Genomic DNA, 25,386 nt, shown 5'->3' on the forward strand with positions numbered 1-25,386 from the left:
GTGTTTTATAGATAATGTGTAATCAGTCGTCAAAACATGAAGAATGTTGACTCCTGGTTTTTTATTTTGCTGTAACAATGTTTCAGGAGGATGTCATGAAAAGAAGTACCGAGTTTCTAAAAAGTTTAGATGTAAAATTAATATTAATTTTGTTAGCATTATGTGTTACGAGTATAGCTGCTATATATAGCAGTCAGCAAACCGGCCAATATGGAGAGGCAAACTTTGCGATGAAACAGGGTTTGAACTACATAATTGGAGTTGTATTGTTATTGCTTGTTGCAAGCATCGACTTAGATCAATTACAAAAATTGTCTTGGCCACTTTATATCGTTGGATTTGGTTCACTTATTCTTTTGAAAATACTACCGGTTTCCACTTTCACACCTGAAAAATTAGGTGCAAAAAGATGGTTTGTATTTCCGTTAGTTGGACAAATTCAACCATCTGAGTTTTTCAAAATTTCATTGCTTCTCGTAGTAGCAAGTATAGCAGTGAAACATAATGCACAGTATATGGCAAGGACATTCCAAACGGATTTACAATTAGTAGGTAAAATTGTGTTAGTATCCCTCCCGCCTATGGCTGTTGTATATAGCCAACCGGATACAGGGATGGTGTTCTTATATGCTGCTGCAATTGCATGTATTTTATTTATGTCAGGTATTCAGAAGAAATTGATAGCGTTATGTACAGTTATTCCAGTCACCATATTATCTACGTTAATATTTATTTACGTAAGGTATGAAGATTTCTTCTTTAATAAGTTAGTTACGTTACTAAAACCTCACCAACAATCACGTATTTTAGGTTGGTTAGATCCATTCGAACATACAGATCAAGGTTATCAAACACAGCAATCGATTTTAGCTGTAGGTAGTGGCGGTATGGAAGGGAAAGGATTTGGCGAAGGGAACGTCTATATCCCTGAGAAGCATACTGACTTTATTTTCGCTACAATTGCCGAAGAAGGTGGATTTATCGTAGCAGCGTTAGTTGTATTCTTGTTCCTATTATTACTATATCGAACAATTATTATCGGTTATTCTGCTGATAATTTATTCGGTACATTATTATGTGCTGGATCAATTGGGATATTAACGGTTCAAATATTCCAAAACATCGGTATGATCGTTGGATTAATGCCTGTAAAAGGGATTGCATTACCGTTCTTATCATATGGGGGAAGTTCCTTGTTCTCGAATATGATTATGATGGGTCTCATATTATCCGTACGAAAAACGTATAAAAAGTATATGTTTTCCGTCAAGTAAAAAAGCTGATTCGTTTAAAAACGAATCAGCTTTTTTACATATATGCTCTTAAACGTTGCAAACTAAAACAAAGTAGCAGTTTGAGACGGGTAAGGAGTGTAAAGTGATGCATATGCATATTTTTGAAGGGGCACGGCATCTTTCTAATAGTGAATGGGTTATTCGGGCTATTATAGCATACATATTTTTAATATTAGTTGCGAAAGCGATGGGGCAAAGGTCCATCGCACAACTTCGTTTTTTAGATGTCGTATTAGTGTTATTGCTTGGTGGGAATATTTCTAACGCATTATCTGATGAAAAAGTGGGATTACTCGGTTCGATGATTACAACGTTCATACTCGTTGTACTTCACATTATAAGCTCAGTTCTAATGTTGAAATGGGATAGATGGAGACGCTTTTTAGAGCCAGCACCTATTATTCTTATACACAATGGTTTCATTGATTTTAGCAATTTGAAAAAAGCGAGAATTACTGTGGAATATTTATTTTCGGAACTTCGTATGCGAAATGTGAGCGATATTCAGACGATTAAATTAGCACTATGGGAAGCGAGCGGTGTTGTTTCTATATTTCGGTATCCAGAATATGAAGCAGTTTCGCGGCTTGATCTGAAAGTGGCGGGAAGAAGATCTCCAGTTTCTTTTATATTAGTAAAGGATGGGAGGATTCAGCAAGATGTTCTTGCTTTATTAGGAAAAACAGAAGAGTGGGCGAAAGAGTTTTTAGAGAAGAGTGCGGAAATCGAATCCATTATGTTAGCTACAGTGGATGAAGCGCATAAAATAAATATTTTGTTAAAAAAATGAAAAATATACGCATTTTGTCTTTTCATACATATGATACAATAGTGTGGACAACGAAAAAGGAGGGATACGATGGGATATGTAGAAGAATTACGAAAAATAGTTGGTCATCGCCCTTTAATTTTAGTTGGTGCTGTTGTACTCGTTATAAATGAAAATGGATATGTATTACTACAGCAACGAACAGAGCCGTACGGAAAATGGGGGCTGCCTGGTGGGCTCATGGAACTTAGTGAATCACCAGAAGAAACAGCTTACCGGGAAGTATATGAAGAGACAGGAATAAAAGTGAAGAACTTACGATTAATTAATGTATTTTCTGGAGCGAACTATTTTACAAAATTAGCAAACGGTGATGAATTTCAATCTGTAACGACCGCTTATTATACAGATGAATACGAAGGGGATTTTGTTATGAATAAAGAAGAAGCGGTTCAGCTTAAATTTTTTCAAGTAACAGAACTACCTGACTATATTGTAGGATCTCATAAAAAAATGATTGTTGAATATATGAAGATTATGGAAAAAAAGATATAATAATAGTGAAAGAAATACAAAAACACAGCTCTGGTTGGTAGTCCAGACGCATGATTTTATGTCAGTAACCTTCCCCTCCGGGATGTCCAGTATTTCTAATTTTTTAAAGGAGGGGCTGTCAATGGATTTGACAGTATATCACGATGGTCAATTTTTCGTAGGAATTATTACATGTAAAGAAAAAGGGAAGTTGTATGGAGCAAGGTATATTTTTGGAACGGAACCTTCAGACGAAGAAGTGCTTATATTTGTGAACGGTTCAATGTTAGCGTATTTTCAGCACTTTGCAAAATGTGGTGTGGAAGTGAAAGAAAAACAGCGTCCAAAAAATATAAAGCGGATTATACGACAAGCAGCAAAAGAAGTAAATGTAAACCGTTTTACTAAGGCGCAAGAGGCAATTAGCTTATCTTATGAACTGCATAAACAAGAAAAGAAAGTGCAGTCTAAAGAGAAGCGAGAAGCTGAAAAACAAAGAAGACGCTTAATTAAAGTACAAAAAGCAAAGCAAAAGCATCGTGGCCATTAAAAAAGGTGTTAGAGCAAGAGCTCTAACACCTTTTCTATACTCAAATACAAGTAAACTTACTTGTATTTCATAAACATTAACTGGTAAGATACAAATAGGTAGTTTTAGAGGAGGGAAAAGATTGATTAATTTTAACTTTTTTATGAATGATGTTGTCCGCCAAGCGCGTGAAGAGATTGTCTCTGCTGGATATACAGAATTGACGACGCCGGAAGCAGTAGAAGAAGCGTTTAAAAGAAATGGAACAACACTTGTAATGGTAAACTCTGTATGTGGTTGTGCAGGTGGTATTGCTCGTCCTGCTGCTGCGCATTCCGTACATTATGATAAACGTCCTAACCATCTTGTAACGGTGTTTGCAGGTCAAGATAAAGAAGCGACAGCAACAGCTCGTGAATATTTCGAGGGATATCCACCTTCTTCTCCATCATTCGCTTTATTAAAAGATGGAAAAATTGTAACGATGGTAGAACGTCATGAAATTGAAGGTCATGAACCAATGCAAGTTATTGCAAAACTACAATCTTATTTCGAAGAGAATTGTGAAGAACTATAAATATAAGCGAAAAGGCGGTACGTCCACAGTGAAGTGGATGTACCGCCTTTTTTTATTTAGTATTAAAATTTATGGGACATGCATAGTTGTGTTATTTTATGCAATATTTTATACATACCGAACGGTGTTTGTATTGATGTTTTATTTATTTTTATTTTATATATTGCATAAAAATTAAAGTGCTGATACAATACAAACATCGAATAAATATTCTATTAAACTTTTAAATATACATTATTAGGGGGAAGAAAGATGAAGAAGTTATTATCAATATCGTTTGCACTTATTTTAATTGTAAGTATGTTCAGTGCTTGTAGTAATGGGGAAGAAAAGGCTAGTGGAAAAAATAAGAAAGTACTGGTTATGGGGACTTCAGCAGATTATAAACCATATGAATACGTAGAAGCTTCAAAAAGTGATGAAATTATCGGCTTTGATGTTGATGTTGCTAAATATATTGGAAAAGAACTTGGTTATGAAGTGAAAGTGAAAGATATGGATTTTGGTGGTTTATTAGCATCCCTTAGCTCAGGAAAAGTTGATTTCGTAATGGCAGGTATGACGCCAACGGCAGAGCGTAAAAATAATGTTGATTTCACAGATATATATTTTGTTGCGAAAAACATGGTCGTTTCTAAAAAGGATTCTAATATTCAATCTGTAGAGGATTTAAAAGGGAAAAAAGTAGGGGTACAAACAGGATCTATCCAAGAAGAGAAAGCAGCAGAATTTAAAAAACAAGTAGATTTCAAAGTTGAGGGACGTGACCGTATACCAGAAATCGTACAAGAAATTAAAGCTGGTCGTTTTGAAGCTGCAATTATAGAAGACACAGTTGCTAAAAATTATTTAGAAAAAATGAAAGAATTACAAGGAATTGAAATTAAAGAAGCACCAGAAGAAGTAGGAGCAGCAATTGCCCTTCCGAAAAACAGTGATAAAACAGCAGAATTTAATAAAGTAATTAAAAAAATGCAAGAAAATGGAGAAATGGATAAATTAGTGAAGAAATGGTTTGGCAGCGAAAAATAAGCTGCCTTTCACTTTTCTGTGAGGGGAATGAAAAGAATGAACTTAGATTTTTCGGCGATTACGCCTTCGATACCATATATACTAAAAGGGCTAGAAGTTACTTTAAAAATTGTAGCAGTATCAGCGTTAGTTGGGTTTATTTTAGGAACGTTATTAGCGCTTTGCAAAATTGCTAGAATACGAGCATTAAATATAGCGGCAGATTTTTATACATCAATTTTCCGTGGTACACCACTTGTATTGCAATTAATGATTATTTATTTCGGTGTCCCGCAAATAATTGGTTATGAAATACCAGCATTCGTAGCAGCTGTATTAGCATTTAGCTTAAATTCAGGTGCATATATGTCAGAGGTAATTCGTGCCGGCATTCAAGCGGTTGATAAAGGACAAACAGAAGCGGCGATGGCTTTAGGAATTCCTTACGGGAAAATGATGCGAAATATCATTTTCCCTCAAGCATTAAAAAATATATTACCAGCGCTTGTGAACGAGTTTGCGACACTTACGAAAGAATCGGCTGTAGTAACAGTAATAGGAGCGACAGATTTAATGCGCCGTGCTTACATTGTAGGCGGTGAGACGTTTAAATATCTTGAACCATTACTTTTTGTTGGACTCATTTATTATATGCTAGTCATTATTCTTACATTAGTCGGGAAGGCAATTGAAGGGAGAATGAAGAAAAGTGATTAAAATTGAAAACCTTCATAAATCATTTGGAAAAAACGAAGTATTAAAAGGGATTACAACAACGATTGAAAAAGGGGAAGTAGTAGCAATTATTGGACCGTCTGGATCAGGGAAATCAACATTTTTACGTTGTATGAATGTGCTAGAAGCACCGACAAATGGTCACATTTGGATTGGAACGGAAGAAGTAACGAATCCGAAAACGAATATTATGCACGTTCGTGAAAATGTCGGAATGGTATTTCAGCATTTTCACCTATTTCCTCATATGACTGTATTAGAAAATATTACGTATGCTCCTATCAATGTAAAAGGAGTAACGAAACAAGAAGCTGACAAGAAAGCCGAGAAACTTTTAGAAAAGGTCGGTTTATTAGATAAAAAAGATACGTATCCCAATCGTCTTTCGGGAGGACAAAAGCAACGTGTAGCAATTGCGAGAGCGTTAGCGATGGAACCAGAAGTTATGTTATTTGATGAACCAACATCAGCACTAGATCCAGAGATGGTAAAAGAAGTGTTAGAAGTTATGAAATCATTAGTTACGACAGGAATGACAATGGTGATTGTTACACATGAAATGGGATTTGCAAAAGAAGTAGCAGATCGTGTTCTCTTTTTAGATGGTGGAAAGCTTGTAGAAGATAGCGCGCCAACAGAATTTTTTGTAGCACCGAAAAGTGAACGTGCGCAACAATTTTTACAAAAAATATTGTAATATGTAAAGGTTGCGTGAATAATAAGTAGAAAAGGATGACATTGTGTCATCCTTTTTTTATACTAACTGTAAATACGTTTATACATATAGGAGCAGTGCTATGTTCAAAATTGGATACCGTACAGTAAAAACAGCAATAGGGACAGGCGCAGCAGTTTTTATTGCGCAGTTATTAGGATTAGAATTTTATAGTTCAGCGGGCATTTTAGTTATATTATGTGTACAAAATACGAAACGTAAATCACTTCAAGTATCGCTACATCGTTTTTTAGCTTGTGTATTATCAATGGTATTCGCGTTTTGTATTTTTGAAACAATTGGATATACACCACTTGCAATTAGTATATTATTACTTACATTTATTCCGACTGCAGTTATGCTCAAAATTCAAGAAGGTATTGTCACGAGTTCAGTTATTGTGATGCATCTATATTCATTGAAACAAATTACATGGCTTATTGTTGGGAATGAAATTGCGATATTAACGATAGGAATTAGCGTGGCTTTATTAGTGAATATGTATATGCCAAGTAGTGAAAATAAGCTAAAAGAGTATCAGGATACAATAGAAAGTAACTTTAAAACAATTTTGTTTGAAATGGTCGTGTATTTACGAAACAGAGAAAGTAGCTGGAGCGGGGCAGAACTTATTGAAACTGAAAATATGCTAAATGAAGCAAGGGATTTATCGTTTAAGAAACTTGAGAATGCATTTATGCGAGAAGATGGCTATTACTATCGTTATTTTAATATGCGCATGCAACAATTCGAAATTTTAGAACGGATGATACCATTAGCAGCTTCTTTATCATGGACATATGAACAAGCTGATATGATTGCGGATGTGGTTGAAAACATTGGAAATGCTATTAGCCCTGAGAGTACTGGGGTTATTTCCTTAAGACAGCTTCAAGAAATGAGAGAATTATTTAGAGACATGCCATTGCCCGTTACACGTGAAGAATTTGAGATACGTGCGAAGCTTGTTCAACTTGTGTATGAGATGGAACAATATTTACTCATTAAAAGCCGTTTTAAGGGAAAGGATAATATAAAAGAACTTATATAGAAGGTAGGAATTATTATGCCGTATCTTCTCTCTTTCATATTATGTCTTTCTTTATCGCCTATTTGGCCTCTTGGTGATAATCCACGTGCCGGAGATCCTTTTATTATTGTAAATAAAGCGACGAATAAACTAGCTTATATTGACGACGGAAAGATTCAAAAGGTTTTTCCAGTAGCGACAGGGAAAACAAATGAATTAACTCCAGATGGAACTTTTGATGTTGTAATGAAAGCAAAGGATCCGTATTATATTGCGAAGGATATTCCAGGTGGGTCACCGAAAAATCCACTTGGGTCAAGGTGGATTGGATTTAATGCAAGAGGAACTGATGGAAGTAAATATGGAATACATGGAACAAACCAACCTAGTTCAATTGGAAAGTATATTTCACAAGGATGTATAAGAATGAAGAAAAACGATGTGGAGTATTTATTTGATCGCATTCCAATTGGAACGAAAGTATGGATTGTGAAGTCGAAAAAATCATTTCAGCAATTGGCAAAACAAAAAGGAGCCATTGCATATGAAAAAGCCAACGAAAAGGTTGGCTTTTTCTATTGTAATAAGTTGTCTTGACATGTGTACATAACCATGAGTTAATGAGAGTATAGAAAGATAAAGTGAAACTTTAATCAGTGGGAGGTTTTTTACCCGCGGATTATCAGCCCTCACCAATCGGGATAAAAAATTAGATAAAGGGGTTGCTCATATGTACTTGAATCCAAAAATTTCGTATATGCAATTTTTTATGGGATTTCTATTTGTTATTACATTCATATTGGCAACTTTTAATATATGTTCTTATCTTGTAGCAATTGTATGTATGGCATTACTCAATCTTACTTTTGTTATTGGAGCATTTCAGCAGAAACAATATACAAGTTTTATAACAGCACTTGTAATGTCATTTTCCTTTAGTATTGTAGCGATTGTGCTTTATATAAAATAAACCATCTCGATATCGAGATGGTTTATTTTATTATGTTATGTGTAAAAAGTAAAAAAAGGACGAACAGATCGTCCTTTTTACCAAAACATACTTGCGCCAGCAAGTAATGTTGTTACAAGCATAGAAATTAGCATTACATAAATCATAACTTTTTGAGCTTTTTTATGCATCGTTAAACCCCCTTGCAAATCAGTACAATATCATTGTAACGAGAAATGATATTGTGGACAAGGGGAGAGAAGTGACAAAATTCGAGAAGTGCGTGTAAAGTATAACAGGAAATTTGTATGTATGTAGAGAATATATAATAATGATAGAGTATAATTTTTTTGTTATGCAAGCTGAAGAATGGAGATACGATGATGAAAATATATGAAACAAATCGTTTACATTTAAGGGAAATTGATGAGTCGTATGCTGAAAAAGTTCTTCAATATTACGACAGAAATCGTGAATTTTTAAAAGCTTGGGAAGAGTATAGACCGGATGATTTTTTTACGTTAGATTATCAGAAGAAAAAGTTACAAAAGGATAGAAAAGAGTTTGCAGAAGGTAAAATCATCAGGCTTTGGATTTTTAAAAAGGGTGATGATACAAAAATTATTGGGTGTATCTCATTTAATCTAATCGTTCGCGGTATTTATCAATCTTGTGTGCTCGGCTATAAATTAGATAAGGCAGAGTTGAATAAAGGTTACACGACAGAAGCGCTTAGGAAAGCTATTCAAGTTACTTTCGAAGAATTTCAGTTACATCGTATAGAAGCACCGATTATGCCACGAAATTTAGCATCTATACAAGTAGTGACGAAGATAGGCTTTCAATATGAGGGCGTGTCTAGGAAGATGTTAATGGTAAATGGAGTATGGGAAGATCATATGCGCTGGGTATTGTTAAATGAGTAATAGAAAGCAGATGGTTATCTAGACATATAAACCGTCTGTTTTTTGTCTTGTATTTCGAAACTTTTGCGAAATTCTGTTATAATTAATAGTGTTACATACATAATGGTAGTGCAGGAGGCGCAGTCTTATGATTAATCAAGAACGTTTAGTAAATGAATTTATGGAATTAGTACAAGTAGATTCTGAAACGAAATTTGAAGCAGAAATTTGCAAAGTATTAACAAAGAAATTTACAGATTTAGGTGTAGAAGTATTTGAAGATGACACAATGGCTGTTACTGGGCATGGTGCAGGTAATTTAATTTGTACTTTACCAGCAACAAAAGATGGTGTTGATACAATTTACTTTACTTCTCATATGGATACAGTAGTTCCTGGTAATGGAATTAAGCCTTCTATTAAAGATGGATATATCGTATCAGATGGTACTACGATTTTAGGTGCGGATGATAAAGCTGGATTAGCATCAATGTTCGAAGCAATTCGTGTTTTAAAAGAGAAAAACATTCCTCATGGTAAAATTGAATTTATTATTACAGTTGGAGAAGAATCTGGTCTTGTTGGTGCAAAAGCATTAGATCGTGAGCGCATTACAGCGAAATACGGTTACGCATTAGATAGCGATGGAAAAGTTGGTGAAATCGTTGTTGCAGCTCCAACACAAGCGAAAGTGAATGCAATTATTCGTGGGAAAACAGCTCACGCTGGTGTAGCACCAGAAAAAGGTGTATCTGCAATTACTATCGCAGCGAAGGCAATTGCGAAGATGCCACTTGGTCGTATTGATTCTGAAACAACTGCAAATATTGGACGTTTTGAAGGTGGTACACAAACAAATATCGTTTGCGATCATGTACAAATCTTTGCAGAAGCGCGTTCTTTAATCAATGAGAAAATGGAAGTACAAGTTGCGAAAATGAAAGAAGCATTTGAAACAACTGCAAAAGAAATGGGCGGTCAAGCAGACGTTGAAGTAAACGTTATGTATCCAGGATTTAAATTTGCTGATGGCGATCACGTTGTAGAAGTTGCAAAACGTGCAGCTGAAAACATTGGTCGTACACCTTCTCTTCACCAAAGTGGTGGCGGAAGTGATGCAAACGTAATTGCAGGACACGGTATCCCAACAGTTAACTTAGCGGTTGGTTATGAAGAAATTCATACAACAAACGAAAAGATTCCTGTTGAAGAATTAGCGAAAACAGCAGAATTAGTTATAGCAATTATTGAAGAAGTAGCGAAGTAATGTAATAGAAAAAGCGTGTAAATCACAATTGATTTACACGCTTTTTATTTTGATTCAATTGCTTTTACAAGGCGGATCAGCCAATATAAGAAAATCCATGGCAATATATAAGTTGTTGCTATATGTACTAGGCGAGGGAAGAACCCAAACGTATTAATATTAAAAATAGGAAGCAGTAAATAATTAATGGCTATGATTAATATAATCACAAGGAACGTATAGTTGAGTTTATTAGTTGATTTCATCATAATCACCCTTTTTTGTGATTTTATACATTTTATGTAAATTATATCAAATGTATAAAAGGAAAAGAACACGCAATTATTATAACTATTATGCAAAATTTGATATAATGAAAGAACGAACGTTCTGATTAGGGGGGTGAGTACTATGCGAGAAATGTATCCGAAAAATGGTCGTGTTATTTTGCATGTAGATATGAATTGTTTTTTCGCATCTGTTGAAATTGCTCATGACCCATCATTACAAGGGAAGCCGTTAGCAGTTGCTGGGAATGAAAAAGAAAGAAAAGGAATTATCATAACATGTAGTTATGAGGCAAGAGACTATGGAATACGTACAACGATGCCTCTTTGGGAAGCAAAAAGGTTATGCCCGCAATTAGTTGTAATGCGTCCTAATTTTACATTATATCGTGAAGCTTCATTTCAAATGTTTCAAATTCTTTCCCGTTTTACGGAAAAAATACAACCAGTCTCTATAGATGAGGGGTATTTAGATATTACAGATTGCTACGCACTCGGTTCGCCTCTTGAAATAGCAAAGATGATTCAGCAGGCGTTATTAACAGAGTTACAACTTCCGTGTAGCATCGGAATTGCTCCAAATCTTTTCCTAGCAAAAACAGCTTCTGATATGAAAAAGCCTCTCGGTATTACGGTGCTTCGAAAACGAGATATTCCAGAAATGATTTGGCCACTTCCGGTTGGAGCGATGCATGGAATTGGAGAAAAAACAGCTGAAAAATTAAATGATATTCATATACAAACAATTGAGCAGTTAGCAAAAGGAAACGAACATATCATTCGCGCTAAAATTGGAAAGCATGGTGTTGATTTACAACAGCGGGCAAAAGGTATGGATGATAGGGAAGTTGATCCGAGTCAAATGGGACAACATAAAAGTGTCGGTAATTCGATGACTTTTTCAAAGGATATGGATGAAGAGAAAGAATTACTTGATATGTTAGAACGGCTATCAAAATCAGTGAGTAAAAGATTACAAAAGCGAACTCTTGTCAGCTATAATATTCAAATTATGATTAAATATCATGATAGGCGGACAGTAACGCGGAGTAAGCAACTGAAAAATGCCATTTGGGAAGAACGAGATATTTTTCAGGCAGCCTCTCGTTTATGGAAGCAACATTGGGACGGTGATTCCGTTCGTTTATTAGGTGTTACAGCTACTGAAATAGAGTGGAAGACAGAATCGGTGAAACAATTAGATTTGTTTTCATTTGAAGAAGATGCGAAAGAAGAGCCGCTACTTGCTGTCATCGATCAAATTAATGATAAGTATGGAATGCCGATTTTACAACGAGGTAGTCAATTATTACGTAAGCAAGAAAAGTCTTTTCAGCAAAAGTTAGAAAATAAGTTTATGTAGAAGGTGTCATGAAGCTGTAAATATCATGACACCTTTCATTTTTAACTTACCTCTAAATCTAATGAAGTTTTCCACCCAGCTGCAGTAACGTCAGATTCTAATAGCATTCTACCTACTACTTTTTCAATTAAGACTGCTGCATTTGTACTGCAATGTAATGTAGCTTGTATACACACTTTTTGATTAGAATCTACGTCTTCGCTATACAATTCTTTTAAACCGATGCCTTCAGAACTTACCATGTGCATAAGTAAAAAACGAATATGGGATTCATGTTCCTCTGAACAAGTAAGAGAAAGTAAGTAATTCGTTTGTTCAGGTGATTCTTCTTTTGATTTCTGATTCATAAAGAGAGCGATTGGGCGAAGTAGTATATTTGCTAGTAAAACGCCGGCTGCACCTAATATAGCTGCAACGAGGAAACCAGCACCTGTAAGAGTACCAACAGCAGCTGCGCACCATAGAGTAGCTGCTGTATTAAGCCCTCTAATACTAAAACCATCGCGTATTATAACGCCGCCTCCTAAAAAACCAATCCCACTAACGACTTGAGCAGCAATACGTGAGGGGCTAGCATCGTGATCAAGCATGACGGATAATAAAACAAATATACAGGCACCAAGTGATACGAGAGCATTTGTCCGTAATCCAGCCATCCTGTGTCTCCATTGCCGTTCCATTCCGATGCAAGCACCTACAATAATTGCGATAAATAATCTTAATACAATGTCATACCATACCATCATGGTCACCTCCATACATATAAGTCCATGTTATATTTTTGAGAATGAGTGGGGAGTACCTGCTCATTCTCATTTTTATCCCGCTATTTGCGGGCTGATGAAAGCTTCACTTTATAACCAGCTATGAAACTTTTTAATATAAACTTTTTTTAGGAACTGTGTTAAGAAAGCATAGCCTAATAGTATTCCTATTAACCAAGGGAAGTAGCTAAGTGGTAATGCTTGTAATCCAACGGCTGCTCCAAGTGGCGAGAATGGAATATAAATTCCGATTGCCATAATACAAGCGGTTAATAAAAGAACCGGTATTGATGCAGTACTTTGAATGAACGGAATCTTTTGTGTTCTTATCATGTGAACAATTAAAGTTTGTGTTAGTAATCCAACGACAAACCAACCAGATTGGAATAATGATTGTTCGCTAGCTGTATTTGCACCGAAGACGTTCCACATGACTACGTATGTGATAATATCAAATATGGAACTAATTGGACCGATGCAAATAATGAAGTTTCGTAAGTTGGCAGTATCCCATTTTCTTGGTTTATCTAAAAACTCTTTATCCATTTTGTCCCATGGAATAGACAGTTGTGAAATATCATAAAGTAAGTTTTGAATTAAAAGGTGAATGGCAAGCATCGGCAAGAAGGGGATGAAAGCACTTGCTACTAATACACTAAATACATTTCCGAAGTTAGAGCTAGCTGTCATTTTAATATATTTTAAAATATTTCCGAATGTAGTACGTCCTTCTAAAATACCTGCTTCTAATATTGTTAAACTTTTTTCGAGTAAAATAATGTCGGAAGACTCTTTTGCAATATCGGTAGCAGTATCAACACATATGCCAACATCAGCTTCACGTAACGCTACGGCATCGTTAATGCCATCTCCCATATAACCTACAGTGTGTCCGTTTCCTTGTAATACTCGTATAATGCGAGATTTTTGCATTGGATTTAGTTTAGCAAATACAGTTGTTTCTTCGGCTAATTTTGCTAATGCTTTATCAGGTAAAGAATCGATTTCGTAACCAAGGACAGGCTCACCGATATTTAATCCAACTTCTTTGCAAACTTTTCTTGTCACGATTTCGTTATCGCCAGTTAAAATTTTTACTTGTACACCATGTTTTTGCAATGCTTGAATGGCAGTAGCTGCAGATGGTTTCGGTGGATCTAAAAAGCCAATATATCCAGCGAGAATCATATCATTTTCATCTTGTACCGCGTACTCTGTATCATTTATTGGTCTATCTTTTTTATAAGCTACAGCAATAACACGCATACCTTCACTATTTAATGTCTCACTTAGTTGTTTAACATTCGAACGCATGTCATCGGTAAGAGAAACAACTTTTCCATCTACTTCAGTGTAGTTACAAATAGATAAAATTTCTTCTACTGCTCCTTTACAAACCATTGTATGTTCACCTGAAATATCTTTCACGATGACGGACATACGCCGGCGAGCAAAATCAAATGGAATTTCATCTAGTTTTTGAAAAATGGATGGATTAAACTTCTGGTTTTCTTCTGTATGTTTCATAACGGCTTTATCTATTAAATTTTTCAATCCTGTTTGATAGAAGCTATTTAAATAGGCAAAGTGTAATACACGATTACATGTATTACCGTTAGGATCTAAATGGCGGACAAGTACAACTTTATCTTCTGTTAAAGTTCCTGTTTTATCGGTACAAAGAATGTTCATAGCACCTAAGTTTTGAATAGAATTCAGTTGTTTTACAATTACTTTTTGTTTAGACATGTTAACGGCACCTTTTGCTAAATTAGCAGTTACAATCATTGGTAACATTTCAGGTGTGAGACCAACAGCAATTGCGATAGCGAAGAAGAAAGCCTCTTGCCAATCCCCTTTTGTGAATCCGTTAATGAGAAGAACGATAGGCGCCATAATAAGCATGAATGTAATTAAGAGCCAGCTTACTTTGTTTACACCTTTATCAAAGCTTGTTTCTACTCGTTTGCCGATTACCCTTTTTGCTAAAGAGCCGAAATACGTATCGGTACTTGTGGAGATGACAACAGCTTTTGCACTACCACTTACAATATTTGTACCCATAAAACAAAGGTTTTCCATATCGAGTGGATTATAATTTTTTTTCATGTTTTTCGGTAAGATATGTTTATTCTCTGTATGATAGCAGTTTTCGTACTTTTCCACAGGCAGTGCTTCCCCAGTTAAAGAAGACTGATTCACAAATAAATCTTTAGCTGATAAAATACGCACATCAGCCGGAATGATATCACCGGCTGAAAGTGAAATAATATCGCCAGGTACAAGTTCTTCAATTGGAATTTCCATTGTATAATTTTGCTTTAAATTTGTTACTTTTTTTGTTTCGTGTACAAATCCATCTATTCTAAAGACGCTCGCCGTTGTTCGAACCATAGCTTTTAACTGATCCGCAGCTTTTTGAGAACGAAATTCTTGTAAAAAACGAATCGTTGCACTTAGCATTACCATTACAGATACGACAAGGGTTCCTTGTATGTCATTTGTGAAAAAAGAGAGTGCGCCGAGAGCTAATAAAACAAAAATAAATGGATTTTTAAATGCTAGTAGAAATTGAATGTACCACGGTGATGTTTTATTATGAGCTATTTCATTCGGGCCATATAAAGTAAGTCTACGAGCCGCTTCTTGTTTAGAGAGTCCATCTTCTGTTGTTTCTAAAAGTTGTAACGCCTTGTTTGCATCTTGTGTTGCGACTTCCACCAATAATTCATTATTTGTTTTCATACGATCTTGATCGTAAGAATGTTTTGTTTCTTGTCTTTGTAAATTTAACATCGGTAGTTCCTCCTTTTTCATGAAGGAGGAAACAATCTGTTACTCGACTATTTAAAATTAGGAGGAACAGCTTCTTTCCTACCTACATGATGAAATATTAACGTAAAACATATGGGTATCTGGGCCGAATCATCAATTGCCAACTGTTCCTCACCTCCGTACAATTTAGTAGTTTCTGAATATGCTATGTTTGTTTCATAGTAAGGTGCATATATAAAAAGACCTTTACTCAAAACGAGTAAAGGTCTGAATTCGCAGTTAAAAGAGTCCACAACAAAGACTGTTAGTAAACATAGATAAAAACAGTTTTTGTGTATGACAAAAAATACATGCACCTCTCCCTCGTTGAGTTTTAGCACTGTATAGCATAGGTACTGAAACCAGCTACGTTAAGAAAGGCCTTCATTCCGACCTTTCCTGTTGACCCATTGGCGTCTCTCGACATTTTTGGGCAGCAGCGTTTCTCTATACAGGAGCCTCACCTAACAGAGACCATATTCAATTACAATTTGAATGTTAGCACTGTAAATTTATAGTGTCAATATCTTTTTTTGAAAAATCAAATAGGTTTATGATGGCTATATAGTAGGAAAAAAGAGGAGTTTTGTTGAAATATGGATGGAAAATAAATACTGTAATGAACATAAATAAAAAGCACTGATTACAGTGCTTTTTATTATAGATTATGAGATTGTAGCATTTTCAAAAATAACAATTTCTGAACTGTTTGTTGTTGAAACGCGTTGAGCGTAATATGTTAAAGCTGAAGAAATATATGTTGGTAATGAATCATTTGTATGTGTTGTTGTATATTCATGGATTAATTCTTTCAAAGTCGTCCATTCTAATTGTGCTGGGTGATCAGACACGAAAGAACTTACCCAGCGATCAAATGAAGATGAAAAATCAGTTTGTAAACGAAATGCTTCTTTCATAATAAAACGCTCCCTTAAAATGTAGTATAATCATTTTAACATAAAACACGAACAATTGCTAAGTTTTTCGAGTATAACGTTCGTGTTATATAGTTGTCTAGATGATTGGTTATGTAAATTCGATTTGCCATTTGAAATAACATTCCGTAAGATGAAAGGTAGATTATATAAAGAGCTGGAGGAAAGAAAGTGGAATTTGTATTTTTAGGAACTGGTGCAGGTGTTCCTTCGAAAGGAAGGAACGTTTCGGCAATTGCTTTGCAATTGTTAGAAGAACGAGGACAGACTTGGTTATTTGATTGTGGCGAGGCGACGCAACATCAAATATTACATACATCAGTACGCCCACGCCGCATTGAAAAAATATTTATTACGCATTTACATGGTGATCATATTTTTGGCTTGCCTGGTTTATTAGGAAGCCGTTCATTTCAAGGAGGGACTACACCTTTAACAGTGTATGGACCAAAAGGAATTAAACAATTTATTGAAGTGGCATTATCAGTCAGTACGACACATGTAAAATATCCACTTGAAATTGTGGAGATAACAGAAGAAGGTACTGTATTTGAAGATAATGAATTTCACGTGGAAACGAAAAGATTGTCACACGGTATTGAATGTTTTGGGTATCGTATTGTAGAGAAAGATATACAAGGTGCTCTTTTAGTCGATAAATTGCTGGAGATGGGTGTGAAACCGGGCCCGCTCTTTAAACGTTTAAAAGATGGAGAAGTAGTTGAATTAGAAAATGGTACGATATTAAATGGAAAAGACTTTATTGGTCCACCTCAAAAGGGAAGAATTATTACCATTTTAGGTGATACAAGATATTGTGAAGCGAGTAGAGAGCTGGCACAAGACGCTGACGTACTTGTTCATGAAGCAACTTTTGCAGCAGAAGATGAACAACAAGCGTATGATTATTTTCATTCTACATCTAAGCAAGCTGCGAGTATTGCACTTCAGGCAAATGCAAAACGATTAATATTGACTCATATTAGTTCTCGTTATCAAGGGGATACATATAAGGAATTATGGAAAGAGGCAAGAGAGCTATTTTCTAATACAGAAATAGCTACGGACTTGAAAATTTTTCCGGTAGAAAGATAATAATGGTGTGAAAAAATGGTGACGAAAGGTTGCCATTTTTTTATTTCTAAAAAAAATTTAAAATAAAACTGTTATCATTTTATGTTTATATTGGATGGAACAGAAAGTTTTAATGATGTGAAGAGATGGGATAAAAATGCATAGTACCGATTGTTTAGAAAAACTGTTATATAAGTCAGACGACATACGAGTGGTACAAATAGCAAAAACAAATCGTTATTCAGAACTTTTAAAATTCATTAAAAGTAAGCGTTTTATTAAAAACGAGCTATAATGAGGGCAGATCAAAATTTATTGTAGGCTACATGCATTTTAGCCATTTGTCGTAATAAGTGAAGTTGACTAAATCGTGAGAGAGCAACATGGAATTTATAATAGGAAAGATATTACTATTATTTGTATGAAGTCTTTTTTTTACTTTTTAGCCTTAAAGCACTAAAAGGTATGAAAGCAATGGGCGTTTCACTTGTTTATGCTATCCTTGTAAGGGGTTCTGTGTTAAACTTTGGATTGCTACCAGACTTTATTCTGGATTAGCTTATATTATTTTTAAATGAAGGTAATGCTAAGTTTCTTATTTATTATGATAATTGGTATTATTTCAGGATATATTGCTTCACTGTTATTCAAAAACTATCCAATTCGTATAGCGGAACAAATTCGTCGTACAACTGGAAAAGCAACCGATTCGGTAGCTTAATAGAATAGTAAAAAATTTTTGCATAGAGGTTTAGGGGGAGTTATGATGAAGTATCGCTCAGTATTTGATATTATTGGTCCAGTTATGATTGGTCCATCAAGTTCACATACAGCAGGCGCAGCAAGAATGGGGCAAGTTGCTCGCCAGCTGTTTCGTCATGAACCAGAAAGAGTAAGCATTTCATTATATGGATCATTTGCAAAGACGTATCGAGGGCATGGTACAGATGTAGCATTGATCGGTGGAATATTAGGGTTTGAAACAGATGACTTACGTATTCCAGAGGCGCTAGACATAGCAAAAGAGCGCAAAATCGAAGTAGAATTCATTGAAGAAGATGCAAATGCACCTCACCCAAATACAGCGAGAATTCGTTTGTATAAAGGTGAAGAAGAAATTGAAGTTGTTGCTTGCTCAATTGGTGGCGGTAAAATTGAAGTTGTAGAATTAAACGGATTCGATCTTCAATTAACAGGCACGAGTCCAGCACTACTTATTGTAAATAACGATCGCTTCGGTGCTATTGCAGCAGTAGCTTCAATCCTTGCGAAACATGAAATTAACATTAGTACAATGAGTGTTTCTCGTAAAGAAAAAGGAAGAAGAGCGCTTATGGTTATCGAAACAGATGAATTATTAGCAGATGAAGTGATTGAAGAAATAAACGCGCAACAAAATATTTGTCAAGTAACTATTATGGAATAATTGCAGGGGGGACACACCATGTTTCGGAACGCAGCGGAACTAGTGGCGCAAGCTAAAGAACAAAATGTAAAAATCGCAGAAATTATGATTCAATGTGAAATGAAAACAAGAAGTATTTCACGTGAAGAAGTAATTGCTGGTATGGAAAAGAACTTAGTCGTGATGGAGCAAGCAGTAGAACGTGGTATTCGCGGAGTGAAATCACCAACTGGTTTAACTGGCGGAGATGCTGTAAAAGTTCAGGCGTATATGAATAGCGGAAAAGGCTTATCTGGAGATACGATTTTGGACGCGGTGAGTAAAGCTGTTGCAACAAATGAAGTAAACGCAGCGATGGGAATTATTTGTGCAACACCAACAGCAGGGTCTGCTGGAACAGTGCCAGGTGTACTGTTTGCACTGCAAGAAAAGTTACAGCCGACACGCGAAGAGATGATCGAATTTTTATTTACAGCAGGAGCTTTCGGTATGGTTGTTGCGAATAATGCTTGTATTTCCGGCGCGGCAGGAGGTTGCCAAGCTGAAGTAGGTTCAGCAAGTGGAATGGCAGCAGCAGCAGCAGTTGAGATGGCTGGTGGAACACAAGATCAAGCAGCTACAGCGATGGCGATTTCATTAAAGAATATGCTTGGTTTAGTATGTGATCCTGTTGCAGGGCTTGTAGAAGTACCTTGTGTAAAACGTAATGCAGCAGGAGCTGCGAATGCGATGATTTCAGCTGATTTAGCATTAGCTGGCGTAACGAGTACAATTCCATGTGATGAAGTAATTGAGGCGATGTTTAGAATCGGACAAACGATGCCAGTAGCACTTCGTGAAACAGCTGAAGGTGGACTTGCAGCAACACCAACTGGTCGCCGTCTGCAAGAAGAGATTTTTGGGAAGACTAATAACTAAACAATATATGTTAATAAAAAATGGAGCTCAAGTAAAATTGAGCTCCATTTTTTATTTTTCTTTTGTTAGTTGTTCTAATGTTTTCCCAAGATTATGTGATCGTTGTGTAGCCTGTGTAATACAAGAAATAAGTGCTTGTTGAAATTTATGTTCTTGTAATACTTCAATGCCTGCTTCGGTCGTTCCGCCAGGAGAAGTAATTTCCTTTCGCAAAACAGAAGGGTGTTTTTCACTTGCTTTTAGCATTTCAGCAGCACCAATCATCGTCTGAAGAATAAGTGACTTTGCAACATCTTCTTTTAAACCAATTGTTTTTGCGGCTTCTTCCATCGCTTCCACTACGTAATAAATATAAGCAGGCCCACTTCCAGATAATGCAGTGACAGCATGCATATCTTCTTCCTCTACAACAGAGACGAGACCGATCGTTTCAAATAAAGCTATGGCAGTCTGAATATGTTCCGCTGTTGCATGTTTTGAAGGCGAGATAGCAGTAGCTGATTTTAAAATAGCTGCAGATGTATTTGGCATCGCACGAATAATTGGAACATCTTTTTGAAGCAGGTTTCTAATCGAGTGAGTAGAAACACCTGCTAATAAGGAAATAATAAGCAGGTTATTATGTATATCTTCTTTAAAAGGAGTAAGTGCTTCTGCAACATCCTTTGGTTTCATTGCTAGAAAAAGAATAGTTGTATCAGTAAGTAGCTCTTTTTTATTATGCGTACCTTTGACGCCATATTTTTTATGTAGCTCCTGCAATCTTGTCTCGTTAGAACGATTACTTACGGTAATTTGTTCGCCTTTCACAACATTTGCATGTAACAAGCCACCAATAATAGCTTCAGCAATAGAGCCTGCACCGAGAAAGGAAATGTTTTGAATAGACATGATGTTCCTCCTTTAAATTTGGTTAGAAATTCTTATAAATGTACATACATTCGTTTTTTTATAGGAAACACCTCTTTTTATCTGAAAATAATGACAAATATATATAGAAGTTGTAAACTGAAGAAGTATTCATTTTTGAACCGGAAAGAGACAGGGGGGCTAAGCATGACGGCGATTCACCGAATGGAGATTCCTGTGCCATTTGCAGTTGAAACTGTGAATGTGTTTTTAGTTGAGGGGGAGACATTAACATTAATTGATACAGGGACGAATACAGAAGAGGCAAGAAGTGCGTTAGAAAGGCAATTAGGTACATTAGGATATGCGATAGAAGATATTAAAACAGTAGTCATTACGCATCATCATGCGGATCATTGTGGGCTTTTAAATATATTTTCTGAGAAAACGAACATTATTGGACATCCTTGGAATGAGCCTTGGATCACGCAAAATCCAGAATTTTTAAAGTGGTATCATGAGTTTTTTAGAGAGACAGCTTTGCAATTTGGTGTTCCAGCGGCATTTTTGAAAGACGAGGCGTTATTGACGACGAAGACACTTAAATATTCTTGTAATAGATCGTTAACGCATACTGTGAGAGAGGGAGATCGTATTGATTCTTTACCTGGATTTACAGTAATCGAAACACCAGGTCATGCTTCCACTCATATTTCATTATATAGAGAATCTGATGGAATATTAATTGGCGGGGATGCTCTCATTAGTCATATTTCTTCGAATCCCATATTAGAACCACCATATGAAGGACAAACAGAAAGGGCGCGCCCGTTATTACAATATAATCAAACATTAAAGCGTTTAAGTGAAATGAATATTTCGCGCATTTTATCAGGACATGGAGAAGATGTTCTAAATGTGAAACAACTTATTGAAACGAGATTACAAAAGCAAGAAACACGTGCGTTTAAAGTGCTTGAGTTATTAAAGGAAAAACCAATGACAGCATTTGAAGTATGTGTAAAACTATTTCCGGTATTATATAAGGAGCAATTGCCGCTTACTATTTCAGAAACTGTTGGACAATTAGACTTTTTAGCATATAATCAACAAGTGATGATTGATGAATCTTCGCAACAATTGATTTATTATGCAAAGTAGGTGACAGCAATGACGGGACGTTTACAAAATAAAGTAATCGTCATTACAGGTGCTTCTAGTGGAATTGGAGAGCAAGTTGCAATGCAAGTTGCAGAGCAGGGGGCGACTCCAGTATTAATGGCTAGAACAGAAGAGAAATTAAAAGCGTTAGCAGAGAAAATTAAAGAAACTTATAATACGCCTTGCTATTATTATGTATTAGATGTAAGTGAAGAGACGGAAGTACAATCTGTTTTTTCAAAGGTATTACAAGAAGTGGGACGTATTGATATATTAGTAAACAATGCGGGATTTGGTATTTTTAAAACATTTGAAGATGCGTCAATGGATGAAGTGAAAGATATGTTCCAAGTAAATGTATTTGGATTAGTAGCTTGTACGAAAGCGGTACTACCCTATATGGTGAAAAGGAACGAAGGACATATTATTAATATTGCTTCACTTGCTGGGAAAATTGCAACTCCGAAATCGAGTGCGTATGCAGCGACGAAACATGCAGTACTAGGATTTACGAATAGTTTACGCATGGAGTTGTCTAGTACAAATATTTTCGTAACAGCGATTAATCCAGGTCCGATAGATACAAACTTTTTTGAAATAGCGGATCAATCCGGTACATATGTGAAAAATATGGGACGTTATATGTTAAAGCCGACGTATGTAGCAGAGCAAATTGTAAAATCGATGCAAACGAAAAAGCGTGAAGTAAACTTACCGAAATGGATGGGCATTGGTCCGAAATTGTATGCTCTATTCCCAGGTTTATTTGAGCGTGTTGCAGGTAAATCATTAAGTAAAAAATAGGAGATTTCCATATGGAAATCTCCTATTTTTTTATTTTCCAGTCACATAATCGTAAACGATATCTTCAACTGCCTCGTATACATCAATTTCAGTATTTGAATGAATTATCGTTTGAATATGTTTAATTAGCATTTCCTGATCCTCATTTGACATAGGATTACATTGATATTGTTGAAAACTTTTTATGATCATTTTCTCAATTAATTTCTCATTCATGTTTTTCCCCGCCTGTATGTATACATGTATTGTTTTATTGTACTTGAAGTGAAATGAAAAAACTACTATACACTGTTTCTGTATAAAAATTCGGTTGTGTATATTGTTTTTCTAGTAAAATTAAGTTTTTTAAGTTTGTAAAATTTATAAATATTTAATTGACTCTATAAATATACAATATTATAATCATACTTAATTTAAATAATCGATATGAGGAGGAGCATATGAAAGTCGCAATTATTGGAGCAACTGGGTATGGAGGTATTGAGTTAATTCGGTTATTAGAGCAACATCCATATTTTTCGATAGCCTCTCTCCATTCTTTTTCGCAAGTTGGCGAGTGTATAACAAATGTATATCCGCATTTTCAAAATGTTCTTGTCTATACGTTACAAGAAATTGATGTTGAGGAGATAGAGAAGAAAGCAGAAATTGTATTTTTAGCAACCCCAGCAGGAGTGTCGGCAGAGTTAACTCCAAAATTATTAGCAGTAGGTTTAAAAGTAATTGACCTATCTGGAGACTTTCGTATGAAAGATCCTTCGACATATGAACAGTGGTATAAAAAGGGAGCTGCAAAAGAAAAAGTTCTTAAGGAAGCTGTATATGGGTTAAGTGAATGGAAAAGGTCCGAGATTCAAAATGCAAATTTAATTGCAAACCCAGGATGTTTTGCTACAGCCGCATTATTAGCGATATTGCCGTTAGTACGTAGCGGCATGATTGAAGAAGATTCCATTATTATTGATGCGAAATCAGGAGTATCTGGAGCGGGCAAAACGCCAACAACAATGACTCACTTTCCTGAGTTATACGATAACTTGCACATTTATAAAGTAAATGAGCATCAACACATTCCTGAGATTGAGCAAATGCTTGCAGAGTGGAATAGGGAAACGAAGCCAATCACGTTTAGTACACATTTAATACCGATATCACGAGGGATTATGGTTACACTTTATGCGAAAGTAAAACGAGAAATGGAAATAGAACAACTTCAAAAATTATATGAAGAAACATATGAACAATCGGCTTTTATTCGAATTCGCACGCAAGGAGAGTTTCCAAGTCCGAAAGAAGTGAGGGGATCAAATTATTGTGATATGGGGATAGCTTACGATGAAAGAACAGGAAGAGTGACAGTCGTTTCTGTTATAGACAATATGATGAAAGGTGCGGCTGGGCAAGCGATTCAAAATGCAAACATAGTAGCGGGACTAGAAGAAACAACAGGTTTACAACATATGCCGCTTTATCTATAAGGGGGACATGATGATTAAAGTAGAGTCTATAACAAAATTAGAAAATGGTTCAATTGTAACGCCAAAAGGCTTTTCGGCAATCGGTACTGCAAATGGTTTAAAAAAAGAAAAAAAGGATTTAGGTGTAATCATTTGTGAAGTGCCAGCATCATGTGCCGCCGTTTATACAACGAATCAAATACAAGCAGCCCCGCTGCAAGTAACGAAAGACAGTATAGTAGCTGAAGGGAAATTACAAGCGATTATCGTCAATAGTGGAAATGCAAATGCTTGTACAGGAATGAAAGGATTACAAGATGCGTACGAGATACGTGCATTAGGGGCCGAACATTTTGGAGTGAAAGAAAATTACGTTGCAGTAGCTTCAACAGGTGTAATTGGTGTTCCTTTACCGATGGATATAATCCGAAAGGGAGTTGCAAATCTTATCCCGACGAAGGAAGTAAGTAAAGCACGTTCTTTTGCTGAAGCGATTTTAACAACGGATCTTATAACGAAAGAAACGTGCTATGAGATGAAGATTGATGGGAAGAAAGTGGTGCTTGCTGGTGTTGCTAAAGGTTCAGGGATGATTCATCCGAATATGGCAACGATGCTGAGTTTTATTACGACAGACGCTCATATAGAGCATGATGTATTGCAAATAGCATTATCACAAATAACGAATCATACATTTAATCAAATTACGGTGGATGGAGATACTTCTACGAATGATATGGTCATCGTTATGGCAAGTGGATTATCAGAAACGAAACCAATCAATATGGAACATGCAGATTGGGAAACTTTCGTATTTGCTTTACAGAAGGTATGTGAAGATTTAGCAAAAAAAATTGCACAAGATGGTGAAGGTGCTACGAAGTTAATAGAAGTAAATGTGCTAGGAGCTCGAACGAATGAAGAGGCAAAGAAAATTGCAAAGCAAATAGTCGGTTCGAGTCTTGTGAAAACAGCAATACATGGTGAAGACCCAAATTGGGGGCGAATTATTAGCAGTATGGGACAAAGTGAAGTAGCGATTCATCCAAATACAATTGATATTACACTTCAATCTATCGCTGTGTTAAAAAATAGTGAACCTCAAATGTTTTCTGAAGAGGAAATGAAAAAGAAATTAAAAGAACATGAAATTGTGATTGACGTGTATTTACATTTAGGAGAAGAAACCGGATCAGCTTGGGGCTGTGACTTAAGCTATGAATATGTGAAAATAAACGCTTGTTATCGTACATAAGGAGA

The 25,386-nt window shown here is 35.8% G+C and carries 29 protein-coding genes and 1 riboswitch; of the genes, 22 read left to right on the forward strand and 7 right to left on the reverse strand.

Going from position 1 to position 25,386, the window contains the following annotated elements:
* Positions 1-95 precede the first annotated feature (95 nt).
* From FS802_RS20485 to FS802_RS20540, 11 genes are all read left to right on the forward strand, one after another.
* Positions 96-1,274 (forward strand): FtsW/RodA/SpoVE family cell cycle protein, encoded by a 1,179-nt coding sequence (locus FS802_RS20485; RefSeq protein WP_000831203.1) that lies wholly within the window; start codon positions 96-98, stop codon positions 1,272-1,274.
* Positions 1,275-1,380: 106 nt separating this feature from the next.
* Positions 1,381-2,085 carry a DUF421 domain-containing protein gene (locus FS802_RS20490; RefSeq protein WP_098707525.1) on the forward strand — a complete coding sequence of 235 codons (705 nt, stop codon included), beginning with the start codon at positions 1,381-1,383 and terminating at the stop codon, positions 2,083-2,085.
* 69 nt (positions 2,086-2,154) lie between these two features.
* Entirely contained in the window at positions 2,155-2,619 is a 465-nt protein-coding gene (locus tag FS802_RS20495) for an NUDIX hydrolase (protein WP_002096322.1), read from the forward strand.
* 121 nt (positions 2,620-2,740) lie between these two features.
* The gene (locus tag FS802_RS20500) at positions 2,741-3,148 is read left to right on the forward strand and encodes a YjdF family protein (protein ID WP_000366594.1); all 408 of its coding nucleotides are present in this window, start codon (positions 2,741-2,743) and stop codon (positions 3,146-3,148) included.
* 142 nt (positions 3,149-3,290) lie between these two features.
* Positions 3,291-3,704 carry a BrxA/BrxB family bacilliredoxin gene (locus FS802_RS20505; protein WP_002008492.1) on the forward strand — a complete coding sequence of 138 codons (414 nt, stop codon included), beginning with the start codon at positions 3,291-3,293 and terminating at the stop codon, positions 3,702-3,704.
* A 252-nt stretch (positions 3,705-3,956) separates the two neighbouring features.
* Complete coding sequence (locus tag FS802_RS20515; protein WP_000735469.1) at positions 3,957-4,736, forward strand: transporter substrate-binding domain-containing protein; 780 nt, start codon at positions 3,957-3,959, stop codon at positions 4,734-4,736.
* Positions 4,737-4,772: 36 nt separating this feature from the next.
* Entirely contained in the window at positions 4,773-5,432 is a 660-nt protein-coding gene (locus FS802_RS20520) for an amino acid ABC transporter permease (RefSeq protein ID WP_001046922.1), read from the forward strand.
* A complete protein-coding gene (locus tag FS802_RS20525; RefSeq protein ID WP_087985156.1) occupies positions 5,425-6,147 on the forward strand; it encodes an amino acid ABC transporter ATP-binding protein in 723 nt (240 codons plus the stop codon). Before FS802_RS20520 ends, FS802_RS20525 begins: the two co-directional genes overlap by 8 nt.
* 100 nt (positions 6,148-6,247) lie before the next feature.
* Positions 6,248-7,216, forward strand: coding sequence for an aromatic acid exporter family protein (locus FS802_RS20530; RefSeq protein WP_000472675.1), 969 nt, complete (start codon positions 6,248-6,250; stop codon positions 7,214-7,216).
* Between the two features lie 15 nt (positions 7,217-7,231).
* Positions 7,232-7,792, forward strand: a complete 561-nt coding sequence (locus FS802_RS20535) for a L,D-transpeptidase (RefSeq protein ID WP_098653298.1) — start codon at positions 7,232-7,234, stop codon at positions 7,790-7,792.
* 133 nt (positions 7,793-7,925) lie between these two features.
* Positions 7,926-8,165 carry a DUF3894 domain-containing protein gene (locus tag FS802_RS20540; protein ID WP_000281162.1) on the forward strand — a complete coding sequence of 80 codons (240 nt, stop codon included), beginning with the start codon at positions 7,926-7,928 and terminating at the stop codon, positions 8,163-8,165.
* 77 nt (positions 8,166-8,242) lie between these two features.
* On the opposite strand, the gene prli42 is transcribed toward FS802_RS20540, so the two are convergent.
* Positions 8,243-8,335 carry a stressosome-associated protein Prli42 gene (prli42, locus tag FS802_RS31210; RefSeq protein ID WP_000549038.1) on the reverse strand — a complete coding sequence of 31 codons (93 nt, stop codon included), beginning with the start codon at positions 8,333-8,335 and terminating at the stop codon, positions 8,243-8,245.
* A gap of 189 nt (positions 8,336-8,524) precedes the next feature.
* Between prli42 and FS802_RS20545 the strand changes: the two genes are divergently transcribed.
* Together FS802_RS20545 and FS802_RS20550 are read left to right on the forward strand one after the other, a co-directional pair.
* Positions 8,525-9,070: a GNAT family N-acetyltransferase gene (locus FS802_RS20545; RefSeq protein ID WP_033657628.1), complete on the forward strand. Its 546-nt coding sequence runs from the start codon at positions 8,525-8,527 to the stop codon at positions 9,068-9,070.
* Positions 9,071-9,197: 127 nt separating this feature from the next.
* Positions 9,198-10,316 carry a tripeptidase T gene (locus FS802_RS20550; protein ID WP_000609806.1) on the forward strand — a complete coding sequence of 373 codons (1,119 nt, stop codon included), beginning with the start codon at positions 9,198-9,200 and terminating at the stop codon, positions 10,314-10,316.
* Positions 10,317-10,360: 44 nt separating this feature from the next.
* Here FS802_RS20550 and FS802_RS20555 read toward each other — a convergent pair whose 3' ends face one another.
* Entirely contained in the window at positions 10,361-10,561 is a 201-nt protein-coding gene (locus tag FS802_RS20555) for a hypothetical protein (protein WP_046957503.1), read from the reverse strand.
* Positions 10,562-10,706: 145 nt separating this feature from the next.
* On the opposite strand from FS802_RS20555, the gene FS802_RS20560 reads away from it, so the two are divergent.
* Positions 10,707-11,945, forward strand: a complete 1,239-nt coding sequence (locus FS802_RS20560; RefSeq protein ID WP_001208847.1) for a DNA polymerase IV — start codon at positions 10,707-10,709, stop codon at positions 11,943-11,945.
* Positions 11,946-11,986: 41 nt separating this feature from the next.
* Here the strand turns inward: FS802_RS20560 and FS802_RS20565 are convergent, their stop codons facing one another.
* The 3 genes from FS802_RS20565 to FS802_RS20575 all read right to left on the reverse strand — a co-directional run bounded on the left by FS802_RS20565 (position 11,987) and on the right by FS802_RS20575 (position 16,440).
* Positions 11,987-12,688, reverse strand: coding sequence for an MgtC/SapB family protein (locus FS802_RS20565; protein WP_116443035.1), 702 nt, complete (start codon positions 12,686-12,688; stop codon positions 11,987-11,989).
* A gap of 111 nt (positions 12,689-12,799) precedes the next feature.
* Entirely contained in the window at positions 12,800-15,505 is a 2,706-nt protein-coding gene (mgtA, locus tag FS802_RS20570) for a magnesium-translocating P-type ATPase (protein ID WP_141547095.1), read from the reverse strand.
* Positions 15,506-15,834: 329 nt separating this feature from the next.
* Positions 15,835-16,002: riboswitch (M-box (ykoK) riboswitch) on the reverse strand.
* Positions 16,003-16,188: 186 nt separating this feature from the next.
* Positions 16,189-16,440 (reverse strand): DUF3932 family protein, encoded by a 252-nt coding sequence (locus tag FS802_RS20575; protein WP_000656495.1) that lies wholly within the window; start codon positions 16,438-16,440, stop codon positions 16,189-16,191.
* A gap of 189 nt (positions 16,441-16,629) precedes the next feature.
* Here FS802_RS20575 and rnz point away from each other — a divergent pair, with 189 nt between their 5' ends.
* From rnz to sdaAA, 4 genes are all read left to right on the forward strand, one after another.
* Positions 16,630-17,553, forward strand: coding sequence for a ribonuclease Z (gene rnz, locus FS802_RS20580; protein WP_000397450.1), 924 nt, complete (start codon positions 16,630-16,632; stop codon positions 17,551-17,553).
* A gap of 562 nt (positions 17,554-18,115) precedes the next feature.
* Positions 18,116-18,253 (forward strand): hypothetical protein, encoded by a 138-nt coding sequence (locus FS802_RS31215; protein WP_164083070.1) that lies wholly within the window; start codon positions 18,116-18,118, stop codon positions 18,251-18,253.
* A 45-nt stretch (positions 18,254-18,298) separates the two neighbouring features.
* Positions 18,299-18,958, forward strand: a complete 660-nt coding sequence (gene sdaAB / locus FS802_RS20585) for an L-serine ammonia-lyase, iron-sulfur-dependent subunit beta (protein WP_000877441.1) — start codon at positions 18,299-18,301, stop codon at positions 18,956-18,958.
* A gap of 18 nt (positions 18,959-18,976) precedes the next feature.
* On the forward strand, positions 18,977-19,855 hold the full coding sequence (gene sdaAA, locus FS802_RS20590) for an L-serine ammonia-lyase, iron-sulfur-dependent, subunit alpha (protein WP_000489470.1): 879 nt from the start codon (positions 18,977-18,979) through the stop codon (positions 19,853-19,855).
* A gap of 51 nt (positions 19,856-19,906) precedes the next feature.
* Here sdaAA and proI read toward each other — a convergent pair whose 3' ends face one another.
* Positions 19,907-20,746: a pyrroline-5-carboxylate reductase ProI gene (gene proI, locus FS802_RS20595; protein WP_000027261.1), complete on the reverse strand. Its 840-nt coding sequence runs from the start codon at positions 20,744-20,746 to the stop codon at positions 19,907-19,909.
* A gap of 165 nt (positions 20,747-20,911) precedes the next feature.
* On the opposite strand from proI, the gene FS802_RS20600 reads away from it, so the two are divergent.
* On the forward strand, positions 20,912-21,865 hold the full coding sequence (locus FS802_RS20600) for an MBL fold metallo-hydrolase (protein ID WP_064474854.1): 954 nt from the start codon (positions 20,912-20,914) through the stop codon (positions 21,863-21,865).
* Between the two features lie 9 nt (positions 21,866-21,874).
* Positions 21,875-22,669 (forward strand): SDR family oxidoreductase, encoded by a 795-nt coding sequence (locus tag FS802_RS20605; RefSeq protein WP_000147808.1) that lies wholly within the window; start codon positions 21,875-21,877, stop codon positions 22,667-22,669.
* A 30-nt stretch (positions 22,670-22,699) separates the two neighbouring features.
* Here FS802_RS20605 and FS802_RS20610 read toward each other — a convergent pair whose 3' ends face one another.
* The gene (locus FS802_RS20610) at positions 22,700-22,885 is read right to left on the reverse strand and encodes a YqzH family protein (protein ID WP_001003210.1); all 186 of its coding nucleotides are present in this window, start codon (positions 22,883-22,885) and stop codon (positions 22,700-22,702) included.
* Positions 22,886-23,109: 224 nt separating this feature from the next.
* Here FS802_RS20610 and argC point away from each other — a divergent pair, with 224 nt between their 5' ends.
* Together argC and argJ are read left to right on the forward strand one after the other, a co-directional pair.
* Positions 23,110-24,147 (forward strand): N-acetyl-gamma-glutamyl-phosphate reductase, encoded by a 1,038-nt coding sequence (gene argC / locus FS802_RS20615; protein WP_000861234.1) that lies wholly within the window; start codon positions 23,110-23,112, stop codon positions 24,145-24,147.
* 10 nt (positions 24,148-24,157) lie between these two features.
* Positions 24,158-25,381, forward strand: a complete 1,224-nt coding sequence (gene argJ / locus FS802_RS20620) for a bifunctional glutamate N-acetyltransferase/amino-acid acetyltransferase ArgJ (RefSeq protein WP_141547094.1) — start codon at positions 24,158-24,160, stop codon at positions 25,379-25,381.
* The last annotated feature ends 5 nt before the right edge of the window (positions 25,382-25,386 follow it).

The sequence above is a fragment of the Bacillus sp. DE0042 genome (assembly GCF_007680225.1).
GTDB classification, from domain to species: Bacteria; Bacillota; Bacilli; order Bacillales; family Bacillaceae_G; genus Bacillus_A; species Bacillus_A wiedmannii.

What these genes read in the sequence shown, in the direction of transcription:
- FS802_RS20485 (WP_000831203.1), top strand. Translation starts at nt 96, where the DNA reads ATGAAAAGAAGTACCGAGTTTCTAAAAAGTTTAGATGTAAAATTAATA.
- FS802_RS20490 (WP_098707525.1), top strand. Translation starts at nt 1,381, where the DNA reads ATGCATATGCATATTTTTGAAGGGGCACGGCATCTTTCTAATAGTGAA.
- FS802_RS20495 (WP_002096322.1), top strand. Translation starts at nt 2,155, where the DNA reads ATGGGATATGTAGAAGAATTACGAAAAATAGTTGGTCATCGCCCTTTA.
- FS802_RS20500 (WP_000366594.1), top strand. Translation starts at nt 2,741, where the DNA reads ATGGATTTGACAGTATATCACGATGGTCAATTTTTCGTAGGAATTATT.
- FS802_RS20505 (WP_002008492.1), top strand. Translation starts at nt 3,291, where the DNA reads ATGAATGATGTTGTCCGCCAAGCGCGTGAAGAGATTGTCTCTGCTGGA.
- FS802_RS20515 (WP_000735469.1), top strand. Translation starts at nt 3,957, where the DNA reads ATGAAGAAGTTATTATCAATATCGTTTGCACTTATTTTAATTGTAAGT.
- FS802_RS20520 (WP_001046922.1), top strand. Translation starts at nt 4,773, where the DNA reads ATGAACTTAGATTTTTCGGCGATTACGCCTTCGATACCATATATACTA.
- FS802_RS20530 (WP_000472675.1), top strand. Translation starts at nt 6,248, where the DNA reads ATGTTCAAAATTGGATACCGTACAGTAAAAACAGCAATAGGGACAGGC.
- FS802_RS20535 (WP_098653298.1), top strand. Translation starts at nt 7,232, where the DNA reads ATGCCGTATCTTCTCTCTTTCATATTATGTCTTTCTTTATCGCCTATT.
- FS802_RS20540 (WP_000281162.1), top strand. Translation starts at nt 7,926, where the DNA reads ATGTACTTGAATCCAAAAATTTCGTATATGCAATTTTTTATGGGATTT.
- prli42 (WP_000549038.1), bottom strand. Translation starts at nt 8,335, where the DNA reads ATGCATAAAAAAGCTCAAAAAGTTATGATTTATGTAATGCTAATTTCT.
- FS802_RS20545 (WP_033657628.1), top strand. Translation starts at nt 8,525, where the DNA reads ATGATGAAAATATATGAAACAAATCGTTTACATTTAAGGGAAATTGAT.
- FS802_RS20550 (WP_000609806.1), top strand. Translation starts at nt 9,198, where the DNA reads ATGATTAATCAAGAACGTTTAGTAAATGAATTTATGGAATTAGTACAA.
- FS802_RS20555 (WP_046957503.1), bottom strand. Translation starts at nt 10,561, where the DNA reads ATGAAATCAACTAATAAACTCAACTATACGTTCCTTGTGATTATATTA.
- FS802_RS20560 (WP_001208847.1), top strand. Translation starts at nt 10,707, where the DNA reads ATGCGAGAAATGTATCCGAAAAATGGTCGTGTTATTTTGCATGTAGAT.
- FS802_RS20565 (WP_116443035.1), bottom strand. Translation starts at nt 12,688, where the DNA reads ATGGTATGGTATGACATTGTATTAAGATTATTTATCGCAATTATTGTA.
- mgtA (WP_141547095.1), bottom strand. Translation starts at nt 15,505, where the DNA reads ATGTTAAATTTACAAAGACAAGAAACAAAACATTCTTACGATCAAGAT.
- FS802_RS20575 (WP_000656495.1), bottom strand. Translation starts at nt 16,440, where the DNA reads ATGAAAGAAGCATTTCGTTTACAAACTGATTTTTCATCTTCATTTGAT.
- FS802_RS31215 (WP_164083070.1), top strand. Translation starts at nt 18,116, where the DNA reads ATGCTAAGTTTCTTATTTATTATGATAATTGGTATTATTTCAGGATAT.
- sdaAB (WP_000877441.1), top strand. Translation starts at nt 18,299, where the DNA reads ATGAAGTATCGCTCAGTATTTGATATTATTGGTCCAGTTATGATTGGT.
- sdaAA (WP_000489470.1), top strand. Translation starts at nt 18,977, where the DNA reads ATGTTTCGGAACGCAGCGGAACTAGTGGCGCAAGCTAAAGAACAAAAT.
- proI (WP_000027261.1), bottom strand. Translation starts at nt 20,746, where the DNA reads ATGTCTATTCAAAACATTTCCTTTCTCGGTGCAGGCTCTATTGCTGAA.
- FS802_RS20600 (WP_064474854.1), top strand. Translation starts at nt 20,912, where the DNA reads ATGACGGCGATTCACCGAATGGAGATTCCTGTGCCATTTGCAGTTGAA.
- FS802_RS20605 (WP_000147808.1), top strand. Translation starts at nt 21,875, where the DNA reads ATGACGGGACGTTTACAAAATAAAGTAATCGTCATTACAGGTGCTTCT.
- FS802_RS20610 (WP_001003210.1), bottom strand. Translation starts at nt 22,885, where the DNA reads ATGAATGAGAAATTAATTGAGAAAATGATCATAAAAAGTTTTCAACAA.
- argC (WP_000861234.1), top strand. Translation starts at nt 23,110, where the DNA reads ATGAAAGTCGCAATTATTGGAGCAACTGGGTATGGAGGTATTGAGTTA.
- argJ (WP_141547094.1), top strand. Translation starts at nt 24,158, where the DNA reads ATGATTAAAGTAGAGTCTATAACAAAATTAGAAAATGGTTCAATTGTA.